We start from the raw sequence: 17,523 nt of genomic DNA on the forward strand, positions 1-17,523 counted from the left end.
GAGATGGGCTCGCGCAAACGTTGGGCCGGACACCTCCCTTGTAGGAGCGCACTTGTGCGCGACCACCTGACGGAGCGGTACATCGCAGCTCTGCGGTCGCGCACAAGTGCGCTCCTACAAAGAGCTTCCGACATGAGGCGACTGAGACCTCCAAAAGAAAAGGCGGCCCATGGCCGCCTTTTCTTCATCAATCTCAAACCCGTCAGTGCGCCGCGGGCCCCTGCTGCGGCTGCGGCTTCCCCGGCGCTGCGGCAGCCGTGGTGGCGCTCATGTTCGAGTACTTGCCACCATACGGCAGCACTTCCGCCGCCAGCTTCGCATCGCCCTTGATCAGGCCGGCTGCATCGAACAGGATGTGGGCCGTTTCGTCGAGCTGCGGATCGGCTGCCTTCTTGGCGTCCTTCTCCTGCTTCAGCTCGCTCTTGAGGCTACGCTCGTTGGCGTTGAGGCCATCGTCCACCGCCAGGGTGTCGTCATCATCAGCCGCATTGCCGTCGATCGCCTTGTGGCGGGCGCGGAAATCGGCCTGGATGGCGTCCAGATCCTTACGCTCGGTTTCGCGCTGGGCGAAGTTGAGCGAGATGGTGGTCTTGTCGCGCATCTTGCGGTACTGCGCCAGCTCGTCGAGCATCAGCTTCCAGCCCGGCGACTTGGCGGTGCGCGCGTCGTGCCTGGTCTGCAGCTGGTTCAAGTACGCCTTGAGGTCGGCAACCGGCTTGTAGTCGGCCGGCGCGATCTGCGTCCACGGCAGCGCGTTGTCGTAGGTCGATTCGCCGAAGTCCTTCTCGTCGCCGTTCTTGGGGAACTGGATGTCCGGCGTCACGCCCTTCAGCTGGGTGGAGCCGCCATTGATGCGGAAGAATTCCTGGATGGTCATCTTCAGCTCGCCGAACTGCGGCTTCTCGCTGTTGTTGCGGGTGAAGCGGTCCAGGTCCACCAGGTTCTGCACGGTGCCCTTGCCGAAGGTCGGCTGGCCGATGATCAGGCCACGGCCGTAGTCCTGGATCGCCGCGGCAAAAATCTCCGAGGCCGAGGCCGAACCACGATTGACCAGCACGGCCATCGGACCGCTCCAGGACATGCCCGGCTCGTCGTCGCCCTGCACCTGCACTTCGCCGCGCGCATCGCGCACCTGCACCACCGGGCCCTGGTCGATGAACAGACCGGTGAGCTCGTTGGCTTCGGCCAGCGAACCGCCGCCGTTGTTGCGCAGATCCATCACCACGCCTTCCACGCCCTCGGCCTTGAGCTCGCCGAGCAGCTTGGCCACGTCGCGGGTGGCGCTCTTGAAATCCTTGTCGCCTTCGCGGCGCGCGCCGAAATCGGAATAGAAGCTCGGCAGGTCGATCACGCCGATCTTGCGGGTGACGCCGGCGTCCTTGATCTCGATGACCTTCTTCTTGGCGGCCTGCTCTTCGATGCTCACCTTCTGGCGAACCATGCTGACCAGCTCGTGCTTGCCGTCCACGCCCGCATCGGCCGGGAGAATCTCCAGGCGCACGGTGGTGTCCTTCTTGCCGCGGATGCGCTTGACCACGTCATCCACGCGCCAGCCGATCACGTCGACCATCGGGCCGCTGGTGCCTTCGCCGACGGCGACCACGCGGTCGCCCACGTGCACCTTGCCCGACTTGGCGGCCGGGCCGGCCGGCACGATCTCGCGGATCGCGGTGTACTCGTCGCGCGTCTGCAGCACGGCGCCGATGCCTTCCAGCGAGAGCTTCATGGAGATGTCGAAGTTTTCCGCCGCACGGGGGCCGAGGTAATCGGTGTGCGGATCGGTGGACTCGGCATAGGAGTTCATGAAGGACTGGAACGCGTCCTCGCCATCGAGCTGCTTCACGCGGTCGATGTAGCCGGCGTAGCGCTTGTCCAGCGTCTTGCGGATATCGTCATCGGTCTTGCCGGCAAGCTTCAGGCGCAACCAGTCGTTCATGGTGCGCTCGCGCCACAAGGTGTCGAGCTCGCCCTGGTCCTTGGGCCACTCGGCCTTCTTGCGGTCGTAGTTGTAGCTCTCGTTGGTGCTCAGGTCGAAGCCCTGCTTGAGCAGGCCGCGCGCATAGGTCATGCGCTCGATCGCACGCGTGATGTACAGGTTGAACATCGAGAACGGACCGGTCAGGTCCTGGTTCCAGATGGCATCGTCCATCTGCGTTTTCAGCGGCGCGAACTTGGCCAGGTCGGCCTGGGTGAAGAACACCTTCTCGCCGTCGAGGCTGTCGACATACGCCTTGTAGATCTTCTGCGACATCGCATCGTCGAGCGGCTTGGCGTCGTAATGGAAGCGCGTGAGGAAGCGGGCGGAAAGCTGCGCCGCCTGTGCCTGCGTGACGGAGGGCTTGAGCGGCAGCGTGGAGAACTTGCGCGGCGCGTTGTCGCCGGCGAGATCGGCAGCGGACTGCGCATGGACACCGACGCCGGTGACGGCAAGGGCAAGCAACAGGGCAAGCGAGGGGCGCAGTTTCATAGGGTCTCGGGAAGCTCTCAGGCGTGCTCGGTGACACCTGCGGCGTGAGCCTGCAGGTCAGCGTGGTAGGACGAACGCACCAGCGGACCGGACGCGACGTGATGGAAACCCATCGCTTCGCCGGCTTCGCGCAGTTCGTTGAACTCGTCCGGCGTCCAGTAACGGACCACCGGGTGGTGATGCGGCGTGGGCTGCAGATACTGGCCGATGGTGATCATGTCCACATCGTGCGCACGCAGATCACGCATGGTCTCCAGCACCTGCTCCATCGTCTCGCCCAGGCCCAGCATGATGCCGGACTTGGTCGGTACCTCCGGATGCTGCGCCTTGAAGCGCTTGAGCAGGTCCAGCGACCACTGGTAGTCCGCGCCCGGACGCACTTCGCGATACAGGTGCGGCACGGTTTCAAGGTTGTGGTTGAACACGTCCGGTGGGAAGTCCTTGAGCACTTCCAGCGCGCGCTCCATGCGGCCCTTGCCGCGGAAATCGGGCGTGAGGATTTCGATCTTGATGTCCGGCGCCGCATGACGCGTCGCGCGGATGCACGCGGCGAAATGCTCGGCGCCGCCGTCGCGCAGGTCGTCGCGATCCACCGAGGTGATCACCACGTACTTCAGGCGCATGTCGCGGATGGTCTCGGCCAGGCGCGCCGGTTCCAGCGGATCGGGTGCGGCCGGACGGCCATGCGCCACGTCGCAGAACGAGCAACGGCGGGTGCAGACCTCGCCGAGGATCATGAAGGTGGCGGTGCCCTTGCTGAAGCACTCGTGGATGTTCGGGCACGAGGCTTCCTCGCACACTGTCACCAGCGAGTTCTCGCGCAGGCGCGATTTCAGCTGCTGCACGGCGTTGCCCTGCGGCAGGCGCACGCGGATCCAGCTCGGCTTGCGCAGCGTCGGCACGGTCGTGTCGAAGCCGGCGCGGTTGAGCCCGATCTTGTCGTTGCCCAATTGCTTCTCGACACCGGTGGTGCCGACAACGCTGATCGGGATGACTTTGGAAGTGGAGATTTCGCTCATGTAGGCCAGCTCAGACCGCTACGCGAGCGGGTAGTTCAGGGAGTATGGGGGGCGCCGCCTCGGCGACGAATCCGAACTGGTGGCAGAACTCCTCCACCAGGGCGTCCTCGACGTCCGAAAGGCGCGACGGACCGCCCAATTCTAGCACTTGCGTGACCGCCAAGTCCTTGTAACCGCACGGATTGATGCGGTGGTACGGCTCAAGATCCATGTTCACGTTGAAGGCCAGGCCGTGGAAACTGCAGCCCCGCCGCACGCGCAGGCCCAGCGCGGCCACCTTGGCGCCTGCCACGTAGACGCCCGGAGCACCTTCGAGGCGCTCGGCGCCGATGTTCCAGTGGCCCATCGTATCGATGATGGCCTGCTCGATCTTGTTGACCAGCTCGCGCACGGTGACCCCGACGCGACGCAGGTCGATCATCGGATAAGCCACGATCTGGCCCGGGCCGTGATAGGTCACCTGGCCGCCGCGATCCACATGGATGACCGGGATATCGCCCGGTGCCAGCACGTGTTCGGTCTTGCCGGCCTGGCCGAGGGTGAACACCGGATCGTGTTCCAGCAGCCACAGTTCGTCCGGGGTGTCAGGCCCCCGGTTGTTGGTGAATTGGCTCATCGCCTCCCAGGTCGCCTCGTAGGGCTGGCGACCGAGACGACGAACTTTGAGCGGCAGGGACATGGGGAATGGCCTGGGGACGGAGGTCATTATCTGCGGTCGTGAGACCACCCTTGCAAGGGCTGGAAGTCACTGAAAAGCCGGCGGGCGTGGCGGCCCGCCAGGCTTGGGCGTCTCGAACCGGCGTTACAGCGTGTAACGGATATCCGGATCGGCCCGCAGCGAGGCATGCGCCTCGTCGTACTGCTCGCGCGACTCGGCGCGGAAGCTCACCGTCACCGAGATGAAGTTACCCTCGCGAGAGTGGCGGTGCTTGACCGTCTCATGCAGCACGTGCACGCCGATGCCTTCGAGGATCTGCGGCACGCGGGCCTGCAGGTCCGCACTGGCGTTGCCCATGGCGGTGATCTCGAATTCGCCGGGGAACTGGAATCCCTGGCCCTCTTGGGGCTCGATGGAGTCGATATCGCGCATCAGTGCAACCTCCCTCACTTCTTTTCGTCAGGCTTCTTGTCGCTATGGAACCACAGCATGATGCTGTCCCACAGGCGGCCGAAGAAGCCAGCCTGCGGCGCATCGGCCAGCGCCACCAGGGGCACGTTTTGCACCGGCTGGCCATCGAGCGTGACGCGCAGCGTGCCGACCTGCTGGCCCTTGGTGAACGGTGCCACCAGCGTCGCCGGCACGTCCAGCGTGGCCTGCAGCTTGTCGTAGTCGCCGCGCTTGACGGTGACCAGCACGTTGTCGGCCACGCCCAGCGGCAGCTGGTTGGACTGACCCTTCCACAGGCGCGGCGTGGCCAGCGGCTTGCCGCCGTCATACAGCTTGTGCGTCTCATAGAAACGGAAACCGTAGCTGAGCAGCGCCATGGCCGCGTCCGCACGGGTCTTCTCGTTGGTCGAGCCCATCACGATAGCGATCATGCGCGAATCGCCCTGCTTGGCCGAGGCGGCCAGGCAGAAACCCGCGGCAGCCGTGTGGCCGGTCTTGATGCCATCGACGGTCGGGTCACGCCACAGCAGCAGGTTGCGGTTGTGCTGCTTGATGCCGTTCCACTCGAAATCCTTGATCGCCGAGATCGCATAGTCCTCGGGGAAGTCGTGGATCAGCGCGCGCGAAAGAATCGCGATGTCGCGCGCCGTGGAGTAATGGTTGGCGATCGGATAGCCCGACGCGTTCTGGAAGTTCGTGTTGGTCATGCCCAACTGCTTGGCATAACCGTTCATCAGGCCGGAGAACGCCTGTTCCGACCCGGCCGTGTGTTCGGCCAGCGCAATGGCGGCGTCGTTGCCGGACTGGATGATCAGGCCGTACAGCAGGTCCTTGAGCGGCACCTGGCTGTTGAGCTTGAGGAAGCTGGTGGAGCCGTCGGTGCCCGCACCGCCGCCGCGCCACGCGTTCTCGCTGATGGTGACCGGGTCGTTCATGTGGACCTTGCCGTTGGCGACTTCGGCAGACACCACATAGTCGGTCATGATCTTGGTGATCGAGGCCGGCTCCACACGCAGGTCCGGCTCCTTCGAGGCGAGCACCTGGCCAGTGGCGTAATCCATCAGCACCCAGCTCTTGCCATCCACATCCGGCGGCGGAGGCACCGGGGCCTCAGGCATCACCGGGCGCGGCACCGGAACGGGCTTGGGCGGAGTCTGCTGGGCAACGGCCGTGCCGACGACCAGGGCGGCCACGGCAAGCGAGGAGAGGGTACGGCGGATCAGGTTCATCGTTCGATTCGGTCCAATGGCTATCGCGGCGCCGAAGCGCCGCAAGAATTTCAATACATCAGTCTACCGCGACCTGCGGCCGGGGCAGCCCCATGCCTTCGATTCGCGTGGTCACATCGTCGGCCTGGTCGACGCTGGCGAGCGGGCCGACCCGCACGCGGCGGATACTGCGGCCGTTGATTTGCGCATCCACCACCTGTACCGGCGCAAAATTTGCCGATCGCAGCTGCTGCGCGACGCGCTCGGCGTTGACCACGTCGGAGAATGCGCCCACCTGCAGAAAAATACCTGGCCCGGGGCTGGCAGGTTTGGGCGGCGGCGGTGGCGGCGGCAAGGCCTGGGCGGTCAGCGGCTGCGAGGGATCGATCGCGCGCACTTCCACCAGTCCCGTGCCCTTGGGCCATACGCCGATGCGCACGGCAGCCGCATAGGACAGATCGATCACCCGGTTCTCGTGGAACGGGCCGCGATCGTTGATGCGCACGATCACGCTCTTGCCGTTTTCCAGATTCGTCACTCGCGCATAGCTGGGGATCGGCAGCGTCTTGTGCGCGGCGCTGAACTGGTACATGTCGTAGTCCTCGAGACTGGACGTCTTGTACCCGTGGAATTTGTTGCCGTAGAACGAGGCGATGCCGCGCTCCACATAGCCGTTGGGCGAAGCCAACACGTTGTAGCTCTGGCCGAGCACGGTGTACGGCGACTTGTTGCCGTACAGCGCGCGCGGCTCAATTTTCGGCACGGGCTCGGGCAGCTTGGCGATGACCTCCGGCGGCGGGCCCACGGGCACGCTGTCGTTGTCGTCGCGATAACGGCTGCTCTGCGGGCGGCTGGTGTCGTCATTGACGCCGCCGCGCGACGACGAGGACGAGCCGCCGCTGCTACCCGACGAGTAAGGCCCACGCGACGATCCGCTGGGGTGACTCGTGGAGGGACGGGTCTTGCCGCCACTGCAACCGGCCAGCAGCGCCATCAACAGAAGAGGCAGCGCAAGCCGCCAGGTCATTGCGTGGTATCCATCCCGGTGTTCCCCTGGCCGTTGGCCCCTTGGGCAATCGCCTGCGCCAGCTGGTGCACCGCCAGCGCGTAGAGCGGACTGCGGTTGTAGGTGGTGATCACGTAGAAATTCTGGAAGGTGTACCAGTACTCCATGCCATCCGCACCCTGCAGCGACTGCAGGCTGGTGGGCTGCCCGGGATTGAGCGACTGCACGGGCGCGTAGCCCCACGCTTCGAGCTGCTCGAGCGGCCATTGCGGTTTGGAGTCCTTGACGGAAATGGGCTTGGCGGCGCTGTCGGCACGGGCAGGCGCGGCCACCAGGCCACCGGTCTGCCAACCATGCTTGGCGAAGTAATTGGCGACGCTGGCGAAGATATCGGGCAGCGAGTTCTTCAGGTCGATACGGCCATCGCCATCGGCGTCCACGCCAAAATCGCGAATGCTTTCGGGCATGAACTGCCCCCAGCCCTGCGCGCCCGCGTACGAGCCGGTAAGCGTATCGACGGGACCGGCCAGGTGGTTCTCCGGCAATTCAAGCAGCACCTTCAGCTGCTGGCGGAAATACGTGGCACGCGGCGGGTAATACAGGCCCAGCGTCACCAGCGCATCGAGCACCTTGTACTTGCCGGTGATGCGGCCGTACGAGGTTTCCACGCCGACGATCGCCACGATGTACTCGGGCGGCACGCCATACTGCTTGCCGATACTGTCCAGCAGGGCGCGATGCTCGCGATAGAACGCGATGCCGTCATTGATGCGCTGGGGCGTGAGGAAGATCGGCCGGTAATCTTTCCACGGCTTGGCTTCGGCCGGACGGCTGATCGCATCGAGGATGCTCTGCTGCTTCTTCGCGCCATCCAGCAAGGCATTGAGCGAGGCGCTGCTCTTGCCCGTATCGCGGGCCACTTCGCTGACCAGCTGTTCCTGACCGGGATGGGTTTGCGCGAAGACCGGCGTGCATGCCGCGGCGAAAAACAGGCCCAGCGTGGCGATAAGACGACGAGTCGGGAGCGACGCGGGAATCGAGGGCATGTATGACTTCGCTGTCGTAAACGGCTACGGACGAAGCCTAGCATGCGATGCGGAGAAAACAGGCGTTTTCGCGACAACCGGTCGCGCACAGGGTGCGCTCCCACAAAGGGGACCCATACTGTGGGAGCGCACCCTGTGCGCGACTGGTTGTGCCTCTACCGATGAATCTTCCGATTCGCATAAATCGACATCAGCACGCCAAAGCCCGTCAGCAGCGACACCGCCGACGTACCGCCGTAACTGATCAGCGGCATCGGCACGCCCACCACCGGCAACATGCCGGCCACCATGCCGCCGTTGACGAAGACATACACGAAGAAGCTCATGCCGATGGCGCCGGCCAGCAGGCGCGAATAGGTATCGCGCGCTTCCATCGCAATCCACAGGCAGCGGCCGATGATGAAGGCATAGAGCAGCATCACGCCGATCACGCCAACCAGGCCAAACTCCTCGGAGAACACGGCGAAGATGAAGTCGGTGGTGTGCTCGGGCAGAAAATCCAGGCGCGACTGCGTACCGTGCTGCCAGCCCTTGCCGACCACGCCGCCGGAACCCACTGCAATCTGCGACTGGATGATGTGCCAGCCGTTGCCCAGCGGATCGGACTCGGGATCAAGCAGCGTACGCACACGGTTGCGCTGGTATTCGTGCAGGAAATGCCAGGCCACCGGAATCATGCCGCCGACCACGGCCAGCAGGCTGCCGATCTTCCACCAGCGCATGCCCGAGAGGAACAGCGCGAACGCGCCGGCGGCCGACACCAGCAAGGCGGTGCCGAGATCGGGCTGTTCCGCAATCAATCCGGCCGGGATCGCGATCAGGATGCCGACCACCACGATGTCCTTCCAGCTCGGCGGCAGCTGCCGCGGATGCAGGTACCAGGCCACCATCATCGGCATGGTGAGCTTGAGCAATTCGGACGGCTGGAACGACATGATGCCCAGGTTGAGCCAGCGCTTGGATCCGCTGCGGACCTCGCCGATGCCGGCGACCACCAGCAGCAGGAACACGCTGCCGGCGAACAGCCACGGCGTCCACGTGCGCAAGGTCTGCGGCGGAATGCGCGAGATCAGCATCACCAGCACACCGCCCATGGCAAAGCGCGCCGCCTGCCCGCCGATCATCGCCATATTGCCGCCACTGGCGCTGTACAGCGTGACGAGTCCCACGCCGGCCAGCGTGATCAGGCCCAGGGCGAGCGGGATGTCCATGCGCGGCCGCTTCATCACGCGGCGCACGAGGTTCACCAGGCTTACCTGCAATTCGTCGATCACGGGTTGCCTCCGTCGTCGGGCGTCGCCGAGCTGCTGCTTTCGGCGGGCATGGCGGACAGGTCGGCAGGCGTGGCTACCGGCGTGTCTTCAGGTAGTTCCGCTGCGCTCGACGGCGGGGCCGGGCCACCTTCTGGCGTATTCGACGGCGGCACAGGGCCACCTGTGGAGGCAAGCCATGCCTCCATCACCTTGCGCACGATGGGGCCAGCATCGGAAGCGCCCCAGGCGCCCGATTCCAGCATGGCCACCACAGCGATGCGCGGTGCTTCTGCCGGCGTATAGCCGATGAACCAAGCACGGTGACGTGTCGCCAGATACGCCAAATTCTTGTTGGTGTCGTAGTCATTGCTGCGACGAGAAAAGCGTTCCGCCGTGCCGCTCTTGCCCGCCACCAAATAAGGAAAGCCAGTGAACTGTCCCTTGGCCGTACCGCCGGCTTCGTTGACCACCGCCAACATGCCCTGATTCACGACGTCCCAGTCGTGCGGTTTGTGGATGAGCGACGGACCGGAAGGCGGATTCGGCAAAGGCACAGGACGCTCCTTCACGGCAGAGGTCGCCATGACCAGGCGCGGCGCGTATGGCGTGCCATGACCGGCGAATGTTGCCGTGGCGTGCGCAAGCTGCAGCGCGGTGACGGTCCAGTAACCCTGGCCAATGCCGGCAATGATGGTTTCGCCTTGGAACCATGGAAACTTGCTGCGCGTCGCCTTCCACTCGCGCGACGGCAGAATGCCTTCGGATTCACCCAGCAGATCGATGCCCGTCTTCTTGCCGAAGCCAAGACTGCCCATCCAGCCGGCCAGGCGATCAATGCCCATGTCCAGAGCGAGGCGATAGAAATAGGTGTTGGTCGACTTCTGAATGGCGCGCACCATATTCACGGTGCCATCGCCGCCACGTGTGTCATCGCGATAACAACGCTGCTGCCCCGGTATACAGAACTCACCCGTCGACAACACCGTGTCCTCGGGACGACGAACACCGAGCTCTAGACCACCCAACGCCAGGAACGGCTTCACCGTCGAACCCGGCGGGTACGCACTCTTGAGCGCACGATTGAGCAGCGGCTTGTCTTCGGCATTCATGTAGCCGGTGTAGTCGGCCTTGCTGATGCCGTTGACGAAGAGGTTCGGGTCATAGCTCGGCACGCTGATCATCGCCAGCACCTGGCCATTGCGCGGATCGATCGCCACCGACGAACCCGGTCGACCCTGGAAGGCGTCATTGGCGGCCTTCTGCACACGCATATCGATGCTGAGGTAAAGATTCTTGCCCGGCGTGGGTGCGTGGGTTTCCAGCACACGCTGCACGCGGCCGTCGGCGTTCACTTCGACCAACTCGTAACCGGGCTCGCCGTGCAACATGTCCTCGTAGGAACGCTCCAGGCCGCTGCGGCCCACGTGGCTCGTACCTTTGTAGCGATCCGGATCAAGCCGGTTCATGTCATCGGCGTCGATGCGGCTCACATAGCCCACCACATGCGCGAACAACGGACCGTACGGATAGCGACGGGTCAGATAAGGCACCACGTCCAGGCCTGGAAAACGCCAGCGATTGATGGCGAAACGGGCAATGTCGTCTTCGGTGAGATGCAGTTTCAGCGGCACGCTGTCAAAGCGACGATTCTGCTTGAGCTGCTTCTTGAAGGCGTCGATGTCGCCGTCGTCCAGCGGTATGACCTCGCGCACGGCGGCCAGCATGGCCGGCAAGTCCTTCACCTGCTCCGGCACTACTTCCAGGCGGAACGCCGGCACGTTGTCGGCCAGCAGCACGCCGGAGCGATCAAAGATCAGGCCACGCGCCGGCGGAATCGCGCGCGGCTTCACGCGATTGTTTTCCGAGCGCAGGGCAAATTCATCGTGACGCTGCACCTGCAGGTACTGATAGCGCGCCACCAGCGTGCCAAGCCCGATAAGAATCAGCGCAAAGCCGACCATCGCGCGCACGCGGAACAGCGCGGCTTCGCCACGCGTGTCCTTGATGGAGCGTCGCCGTATGGCCATGGCGTTACTGGATGCGCAAGCGCATGCGCAGGTCGTCCATGAGCAGGAACAGGAACGGCCACAGCGCTGCGCCCACAAACGGCGAAATCCACCACGTCGCCGGCGGCAACGCGTCACCTGCAAATGTGCGCACGATCAGCAGCAAGATGCGGTCGTTCAGCAATAAGGCCAGCACGGCCAGGGTCTGCTGCCACATCGGGAAGAAACGCAGGCGCGAACGGAAGCGCAGCGCGATGAACACCAGCGCGCACAAGCGCATGGCCTGCTCACCCAGCAGTACGCCATCGAGCAGGTCCGCGCACAGGCCGATGATGAAGGCCATGCCCAGCGTCACGCGGTCGCCCGACTCCAGCGCCCAGTACAGCAGGAACAAGGCCGGCCAATACGGCTTGAACGGCTGCAGCGGCGCCGGCAGCGGAATCAGCATGGAGAGCACGGCGAACACCAAGGTGCCGACGAACCACAACAGACTGACGCGTGGTTTGCTCATGGCTGCACCGGCGGGTTCGTCGTTGAAGGCGGCGTCTGCGCCGGCGTGGTGCTGGCGCGCGGCGGCGGCGCCGCGCTGGCAGCGGGTGCCGGTGCGGGAGCCAGGTCAGCCGGCGGGCCGACTTCTGCCGCGGGTGCCGGCGGTCCGGCGGGCTCGGCAAGATCGTGCAGGATCAACACGTTGTCGCTGCGATCCAGATCCGCCGCAGGACGCGCACGGCCTTCCAGGAACAGGCCCGATGCCGCCGGTTCCACGCTGCGGATTTCGCCCACCGGGAAGCCTGGCGGGAAACGGCCGCCCAGGCCGGACGAGAGCAGCTTGTCGCCCGGGTGCACGTCCGACGCCATCGAAATATTCGGCAGGCTCAACAGGTCGCCATCACGCGTGCCGTAAGCCACGGTGCGCAGGCCGGTGCGCTCGATCACCACGGGAATGGCGTGGTCGGGATCGGTCACCAGCATCACCAGCGAGGTGCGCGGCATCACTTCGACCACCTGCCCCATCACGCCGTGGGCGTCGATCACTACCTGGCCCGCCTTCACCCCGTCATGCGAGCCCACGTTGACCAGCATGCGGTGGCGATAGGCGCCCAGGTCCACGTTGATCACGCGGGCCAGCTGCACGTTGAGATCAAGACTGTGCTGGGTATCGAGCAATTGCTTGAGGCGCTCGTTCTGCTCGGCCACGGCCGCCATGCGGTTGAGCTTGGCGTTGGCCAGCAGCAGGTCTTCGCGCAGGCGCTGGTTCTGCTCGGTCAGCATCTTGCGGTCGGAAAAGGCCACGCTGAGCGTATGCATGCCGGACGCCGGCAGGCTGGCCAGCCGGTACACCGGCTCGACCAGCACCGAAGTGGCATAGCGCAGGCGCCAGATCCAGCCGTTGCGATGGTCGAGCACCATCAGCACCATGGCCAGCGCTAAATAGAGAATGAGCCTGAGGGTACCGGCGACGGTACCGGCAAACAGGGGCGAGGATTCCTCGCGCGCAAGCGCCATGGCCTAACCCGCCCCTGTCGTGTGGGTTACTCGGGAGCGAAGAAGTCGCTGCCGTGCTGATCGATCAGCTCCAGCGCCTTGCCACCGCCACGGGCCACGCAGGTCAGCGGCTCATCGGCCACCTGCACGTGCAGGCCGGTTTCCTCGGAGATCAGGCGATCCAGATCGCGCAGCAGTGCGCCACCACCGGTGAGCACGATGCCGCGCTCGGCCACGTCAGAACACAGTTCCGGCGGGGTCTGCTCGAGGGCCGACTTCACCGCCGCCACGATGCCCGACAGCGGCTCGTGCAGCGCTTCCAGCACCTCGTTGGAGTTGATCGTGAACATGCGCGGCACGCCCTCGGCCAGGTTACGGCCCGAGATCTCGATTTCCTTCACATGCGTCTGCGGGAACGCGCAGCCGATTTCCAGCTTGATGCGCTCGGCCGTAGACTCACCGATCAGCGTGCCGTGGTTGCGGCGCACGTAGTTGATGATGGCCTCGTCGAAACGGTCGCCGCCCACGCGCACGGACTGCGAGTAGACGATGCCGTTGAGCGAGATCACCGCCACTTCGGAGGTGCCGCCACCGATGTCCAGCACCATCGAGCCGCGCGCCTCATGCACCGGAATGCCGGCGCCGATCGCAGCCGCCATGGGCTCTTCGATCAGGAACACGTCGCGGGCACCGGCGCCTTCGGCCGATTCCTTGATGGCGCGACGCTCCACCTGGGTGGAGCCGCAGGGCACGCAGACCAGCACGCGCGGGCTCGGACGGAGCATGCGCGACTTGTGAACCTGCTTGATGAAATGCTGCAGCATGGCCTCGGTCATCGAGAAGTTGGCGATCACGCCATCCTTCATCGGACGCACCGTGGCGATGTTGCCCGGAGTTCGACCCAGCATCTTCTTGGCGTCGCTGCCGACGGCGGCGACCGCGCGCGGACCACCCGGGCCACGGTCCTGACGGATCGCGACCACCGATGGTTCGTTCAGGACGATGCCCTGTCCCCTTACGTAAATAAGGGTGTTGGCCGTGCCTAGGTCGATCGAAATATCGTTGGAAAAAAAGCCGCGAAACTTCTTGAACATGGGTCCGCCGTGGTCCGGCTGTGGCTAAAAAGTAAGCGGGCCAGTCTAGTCAGCATGCATCAGGACCGCAAGGACATTCTCGTTAAGAAAGCCTTTGTTTACGCTGTGATATGCGACTTTTACGTAGCTTTTGTCTGACTTTGCGGAGGCGGTCTCGAAGGAAATCGCTCACAAGAGCATCGCCGTTGAGTCAAGTTCCCGGTATGATCGGGAACTTTGGGCCAGGCAGGCGCAAGCGCCGCCCGGACTGCCACTTCATCTGCCAGGGATCATCCTCGCATCATGTCAGCCGTCATTTGTGGATCGCTTGCCTACGACACCATCATGGTGTTCCAGGATCAGTTCAAGAATCACATCCTGCCCGACCAGGTTCACATCCTGAACGTGTCGTTCCTGGTGCCGCGCATGCGCCGCGAATTCGGCGGTTGCGCGGGCAATATCGCTTATAACCTGAAGCTGCTGGGCGCCGACCCGCTGCCGGTGGCCACGGTGGGCCAGGATTTTGGTCCGTACCAGGTCCATATGGAAAAGTGCGGCATCCGCATGGATTACGTGCGTGTGTTCGATGACCAGTTCACGCCGCAGTGCTTCATCACCACCGACCTGGACAACAACCAGATCACTGCCTTCCATCCGGGCGCCATGCTGAGCGCGCACACCAACCACGTGCGCGACATCCCGGATATCAGCTTCGCCATCGTGGCCCCGGACAGCCGCGACGCCATGCTGCAGCACGTGGACGAATTCTCCGCGCGCGGCGTGCCGTTCATCTTCGACCCGGGCCAGGCCATGCCCTTGTTCGATGGCGCCGAGTTCCGCGCGATGATCGAGAAAGCCACTTACGTGATCGTCAACGATTACGAGTCGCAGCTGCTGCAGCAGCGCACGGGCTGGAGCGCCCAGGAGATTGCCTCGCGCGTGAAGGCCTATATCGTCACGCTCGGCCCGCGCGGCTCGCAGATCTACACCGATGGCACCATCCACGAGATTCCGCCGGCCCGGGAACGCCAGGTGATCGACCCGACGGGCTGTGGCGACGCTTATCGCGCCGGCCTGATCTTCGGCATCATGAAGGGCAAGGACTGGCCGACGGTGGGCCGCATGGCTTCGCTGATGGGTGCGCTGAAGGTGGAGCATCCGGGCACGCAGAACCAGCATTTCGACTACGCGTCGTTCTCCAAGGAATTCGAAGAGCAGTTCGGTTACGCGATCGGCTGATCACTCGTCGTTCCGGTACGAACCAACAGCGAGGCCTCCACCATGGAGGCCTCGTCTGTTTTCAGCCCACGCGAAATCCCATGGTGGCGTTCACGGCCGCCTGCCAGCCGCGATAGAGGCCATCCCGCTCAGGTTCGCGCATCAGCGGTTCGAAGCGGCGATCGACCTGCCACAGGCTGGCGATCTCCTCGCAGCTCTGCCAGAAGCCGATGGCCAATCCCGCCAGATAGGCCGCGCCAAGCGCCGTGGTTTCCTGCACGCGCGGGCGCAGCACCGGAACGCCGAGCATGTCGCTCTGGAACTGCGCCATGAAATCGTTCGCGATGGCGCCGCCATCGGCGCGCAGTTCCTTCAACAAGATGCCCGCATCCGCTTCCATCGCCGTGAGCACGTCGCGCGACTGGTAGGCCATCGATTCCAGCGCGGCGCGCACAAAATGCTCCTTGCTGGTGCCGCGGCTCAAACCAAATACCGCTCCGCGCACGTCGCTGCGCCAATACGGCGCGCCGAGGCCGACGAAGGCCGGCACCATGTAGACGCCATCGCTCGATGCCACACGCTCCGCATAGGCCTGCGAGTCCGACGCCTTGCCCAGCATGCGCAGGCCGTCGCGCAGCCACTGGATCACCGAGCCGGCCACGAAAATGCTGCCCTCCAGCGCATAGTCCACCCGATCGCCCAGCTGCCAGGCGATGGTGGTGAGCAGGCCATGCGTCGACGATACGGCCTGCTCGCCGGTATTCATCAGCATGAAGCAGCCGGTGCCATAGGTATTCTTGGCCATGCCGGGACTGAAGCAGGCTTGCCCGAAGAGCGCCGCCTGCTGGTCCCCCGCGACGCCCGCGATCGGCACACTCGCACCGAAGAACTGGGCCGGCGCCGTATGGGCGTAGACCTCACTGCTTGATCGCACCTCGGGCAGCATTGCGCGCGGGATATTGAGCATGGCGAGCAGATCGTCGTCCCAACGGCGACGATGAATGTCGTAAAGCAATGTGCGGGCCGCGTTGCTCACGTCGGTGACATGCGTGGTGCCGCCGCTGAGATTCCAGATCAGCCAGCTGTCGATGGTGCCAAACAGCAGCTCGCCCTTCTCCGCGCGCTGCTGCGCACCCTCCACGTGATCGAGTATCCAGCGCAGCTTAGTCGCCGAGAAATAGGCATCGATCAACAGACCCGTCCGCTCGCGTACGAGCGCCTCATGTCCGGCCTGTTTCAGCTGCTCGCAGATATCCAGGCTCTGGCGCGATTGCCAGACGATCGCGTTATGGATGGGCTGGCCGGTCGCCCGGTCCCATACCACGGTGGTTTCGCGCTGATTGGTGATGCCGATCGCCGCCACCTCGCCGAGATCCACCTGCGTATTGGCAAGCAACTCGGTCACGGTGACCAGCACGCTGGTGAGGATGTCGCGCGGGTTGTGCTCGACCCAGCCCGGCTGCGGAAAGATCTGGGCGAATTCGCGCTGCGCGACGCCGACGACCGAGCCCGAATGATCGAACAGGATCGCCCGCGAGCTCGTCGTTCCCTGATCGAGGGCAAGGATGTAACGCTTCTCCACGTCTGCCGGCCCCTGCTGCGCTTGGCTGAGGGGCCAAGCCTAGCAGTTCGATCCCTGAGGCCGTCAGTGCGCGCCTGCTTTCTCGCCTGGCTGCATGATGCGATCGATGAAAGCCAAGGCCAGCGCAGACACTACAAACGCCAGGTGCAGCAGCACCTGCCATTTGATGGTCTCGGCGTTGAGCGAATCGGCCTTGATGAAGGTCGCAAGCAGGTGAATCGACGAAATGCCGATAATGGCCATCGCCAACTTCACTTTAAGCACGGTCGCATTCACGTGCGAAAGCCATTCCGGCTGATCGGGATGACCTTCCAGCTTCAGCCGAGACACGAAGGTCTCGTAGCCACCCACGATCACCATCACCAGCAGGTTGGAAATCATCACTACGTCGATCAGACCGAGCACAGTGAGCATGATGGTCGTCTCGGCACTCTCCGCACCGGCGCCTTCGGCAACGTGACCGAGCAGCGTAGTGTCGATGAGATGCCACAGCTCGCGAATGAACTGCACGACATAGATCGCCTGGGCGGCAATCAATCCCAGGTAGAGCGGCAACTGCAGCCAGCGGGAAGAAAAGATCAGATAGGAAAGCGGACCAAGGCGGCTCTGCTGGGGAGTCGTCATACGCGTCACATGATGGGTAGGGATCCCCGATCATCGCAAATTCGTGCGACGGACGGCATCCCACTTCGCGTACTCATTCAGGCCCAGGCAAGAACTTGGCGCCATGGCTGCGTGAGCCGTGCGTCGACTGCTCCTGATGGACATTTGGACGTCTATTCGAAGAGCTGCAGCACCGCGCCGGAGCTCCACTCCCGAGCAATTCGTTCGCCAGGGCGCAGTCACGCCACGCAGAAAAACAGCTGTTTTTTTGGGGATTTTCAGCGCGGAATATTCTCAAAACGCACAAAGACAAACGCCTTCCCGGATGGGAAGGCGTTTGAGGGATAAAGCCCCTGGCGGTGACCTACTCTTGCATGAGAATTCACACTACCATCGGCGCAGCTGCGTTTCACTTCCGAGTTCGGGATGGGATCGGGTGGGGCCACAGC

15 protein-coding genes and 1 rRNA gene are annotated in these 17,523 nt (G+C 64.0%); 1 reads left to right on the forward strand and 15 read right to left on the reverse strand.

Annotation, left to right across the window (positions count from 1 at the left end):
* Nucleotides 1-202: 202 nt before the first annotated feature.
* From AC1DKY_RS18185 to AC1DKY_RS18240, 12 genes are all read right to left on the reverse strand, one after another.
* A complete protein-coding gene (locus AC1DKY_RS18185) occupies nt 203-2,467 on the reverse strand; it encodes a carboxy terminal-processing peptidase (RefSeq protein WP_441605045.1) in 2,265 nt (754 codons plus the stop codon).
* Nucleotides 2,468-2,484: 17 nt separating this feature from the next.
* Complete coding sequence (gene lipA / locus AC1DKY_RS18190; RefSeq protein ID WP_441605046.1) at nt 2,485-3,486, reverse strand: lipoyl synthase; 1,002 nt, start codon at nt 3,484-3,486, stop codon at nt 2,485-2,487.
* 10 nt (nt 3,487-3,496) lie between these two features.
* The gene (gene lipB / locus AC1DKY_RS18195) at nt 3,497-4,165 is read right to left on the reverse strand and encodes a lipoyl(octanoyl) transferase LipB (protein WP_441605047.1); all 669 of its coding nucleotides are present in this window, start codon (nt 4,163-4,165) and stop codon (nt 3,497-3,499) included.
* Nucleotides 4,166-4,288: 123 nt separating this feature from the next.
* A complete protein-coding gene (locus AC1DKY_RS18200) occupies nt 4,289-4,576 on the reverse strand; it encodes a YbeD family protein (RefSeq protein ID WP_441605048.1) in 288 nt (95 codons plus the stop codon).
* Nucleotides 4,577-4,590: 14 nt separating this feature from the next.
* Nucleotides 4,591-5,823, reverse strand: coding sequence for a D-alanyl-D-alanine carboxypeptidase family protein (locus AC1DKY_RS18205; RefSeq protein ID WP_441605049.1), 1,233 nt, complete (start codon nt 5,821-5,823; stop codon nt 4,591-4,593).
* A gap of 58 nt (nt 5,824-5,881) precedes the next feature.
* A complete protein-coding gene (locus AC1DKY_RS18210) occupies nt 5,882-6,829 on the reverse strand; it encodes a septal ring lytic transglycosylase RlpA family protein (protein ID WP_441605050.1) in 948 nt (315 codons plus the stop codon).
* Nucleotides 6,826-7,854: a lytic murein transglycosylase B gene (gene mltB, locus AC1DKY_RS18215; protein WP_441605051.1), complete on the reverse strand. Its 1,029-nt coding sequence runs from the start codon at nt 7,852-7,854 to the stop codon at nt 6,826-6,828. The genes AC1DKY_RS18210 and mltB overlap by 4 nt, the downstream gene beginning before the upstream one ends.
* A gap of 155 nt (nt 7,855-8,009) precedes the next feature.
* Nucleotides 8,010-9,080 (reverse strand): rod shape-determining protein RodA, encoded by a 1,071-nt coding sequence (rodA, locus tag AC1DKY_RS18220; protein WP_441605059.1) that lies wholly within the window; start codon nt 9,078-9,080, stop codon nt 8,010-8,012.
* A 44-nt stretch (nt 9,081-9,124) separates the two neighbouring features.
* A complete protein-coding gene (mrdA, locus tag AC1DKY_RS18225) occupies nt 9,125-11,134 on the reverse strand; it encodes a penicillin-binding protein 2 (protein WP_441605052.1) in 2,010 nt (669 codons plus the stop codon).
* 4 nt (nt 11,135-11,138) lie between these two features.
* Entirely contained in the window at nt 11,139-11,624 is a 486-nt protein-coding gene (gene mreD / locus AC1DKY_RS18230) for a rod shape-determining protein MreD (protein ID WP_441605053.1), read from the reverse strand.
* Nucleotides 11,621-12,619 (reverse strand): rod shape-determining protein MreC, encoded by a 999-nt coding sequence (mreC, locus tag AC1DKY_RS18235; protein WP_441605054.1) that lies wholly within the window; start codon nt 12,617-12,619, stop codon nt 11,621-11,623. The genes mreD and mreC overlap by 4 nt, the downstream gene beginning before the upstream one ends.
* Before the next feature lie 26 nt (nt 12,620-12,645).
* The gene (locus AC1DKY_RS18240; protein WP_046971370.1) at nt 12,646-13,692 is read right to left on the reverse strand and encodes a rod shape-determining protein; all 1,047 of its coding nucleotides are present in this window, start codon (nt 13,690-13,692) and stop codon (nt 12,646-12,648) included.
* Nucleotides 13,693-13,974: 282 nt separating this feature from the next.
* Between AC1DKY_RS18240 and AC1DKY_RS18245 the strand changes: the two genes are divergently transcribed.
* Nucleotides 13,975-14,910, forward strand: a complete 936-nt coding sequence (locus AC1DKY_RS18245; RefSeq protein ID WP_441605055.1) for a carbohydrate kinase family protein — start codon at nt 13,975-13,977, stop codon at nt 14,908-14,910.
* A gap of 61 nt (nt 14,911-14,971) precedes the next feature.
* Here AC1DKY_RS18245 and glpK read toward each other — a convergent pair whose 3' ends face one another.
* From glpK to rrf, 3 genes are all read right to left on the reverse strand, one after another.
* A complete protein-coding gene (gene glpK / locus AC1DKY_RS18250) occupies nt 14,972-16,471 on the reverse strand; it encodes a glycerol kinase GlpK (protein ID WP_441605056.1) in 1,500 nt (499 codons plus the stop codon).
* Nucleotides 16,472-16,534: 63 nt separating this feature from the next.
* Nucleotides 16,535-17,095: a TIGR00645 family protein gene (locus AC1DKY_RS18255; RefSeq protein WP_441605057.1), complete on the reverse strand. Its 561-nt coding sequence runs from the start codon at nt 17,093-17,095 to the stop codon at nt 16,535-16,537.
* Between the two features lie 330 nt (nt 17,096-17,425).
* Nucleotides 17,426-17,523, reverse strand: a 5S ribosomal RNA gene (gene rrf / locus AC1DKY_RS18260); the annotation flags it as partial.

Source organism: Dyella sp. 01N448 (genome assembly GCF_056399225.1).